The following is a 1,213-nucleotide window of genomic DNA, read 5'->3' as shown; positions in this document are numbered from 1 at the left end:
TAAAAGTCAGCGATATGGCAGGGATTGGTATGACTAGCTGAAGCGATGTTGTGAATGCACTTGAACAAGATTTTTCTGGCATAGGGATTACCTCGTTTAGTGATGTGTTCCTTAGCGAGAAAGTTCCCAGATTCATAGTGTCTCAGGTCAATGCCAATAAAATCGTTGATTTGATTGGTAGACTGAAAGCGACGAATATCTCCCAATTCGCCAATGATAGATGTCGCTGTGTTTTCTGCGATGCCAGGAATTGACCGTAAGATGTCATACTCTGGTAAAGGCTGAGCTAGAGCTACCATGTCGTTTAAGACAACTTGTCTGCGTTCAGAAAGACGAAGCAATTCTTGAGCATAGTAACGAACCTCTTCAAGCATTGGAGAGGTTTTCTTGACCGCACAAAAAGATTGTTTAGCGAGTTTTATAAGTTTATCAGTCAGGTAAGCAATACGCTTTTCAGAGATGCGTTTGGAGGTAGATTGACGGATAATCTCACACAAGTCACTTTGAGATAGGCTTAATACAAACTCTTTACACGGTTTTTAGCTCGAACAAGATCTTCAGTCATATTTTGATAGAAACGGCTTAAATCACGCAGGTGTTGATAAACTTCTTCCTGCACGTAAGTTGGTTTACGATTGTGCACAAGCTGAGATTTAGGCAACTTTTCAGCGTCAATTTTATCTGTTTTACGAACTCGCAGACTGTCCAATTGCTTCTTAGCTTCCAGTGGATTTAGCCGTGTATAAGCGTAACCACATTCCTCAAGAAAGGCCTGAAGACGTCGAGAATAGACGCCTGTGGCCTCAAATATAATCTCAGGGTTATGAACAGTTTTCAAGTCCCCCAACAGGCGATTGAATCCAATGGCATCATTGAGTATGGTGTAGCCATGAACCTTCTCACCGTTGACTAAAATTGCCACCTCAGAACTTGTTTTACTGACATCAATTCCAAATACTGCACGCATGACATTACCTCTTTTGTCTTGAATAATTCCATGTTTTAGTGGTTTTATTTTCAATACGCGATGTTTAGCGTCCCACATACTTTGATCAAACTCCACCTAAAACAAGGTGTCTTGCCAGTTTGTCAAGCGACGTCTAGCGCCATAGAGCCCTACGACTTTACAAGACACCACTACTTTAACATAAAGAAAAAGTAGTGAGTACTCTCTCCCGTCGGAGATTTCTTCACTACTAATCTTAGTATGTTT

General features: G+C 41.1%; 1 pseudogene. It reads right to left on the bottom strand.

From position 1 onward, the window contains the following. Window positions 1-967, bottom strand: a pseudogene (locus STRDD04_RS10155) (IS110 family transposase); the annotation flags it as partial. Window positions 968-1,213 lie beyond the last annotated feature (246 nt).

Source organism: Streptococcus sp. DD04, assembly GCF_001578725.1.
Classification (GTDB): domain Bacteria; phylum Bacillota; class Bacilli; order Lactobacillales; family Streptococcaceae; genus Streptococcus; species Streptococcus sinensis.
Note: the sequence above shows the minus strand (reverse complement) of the source record. Positions and strands in the feature narration are given on the sequence as shown.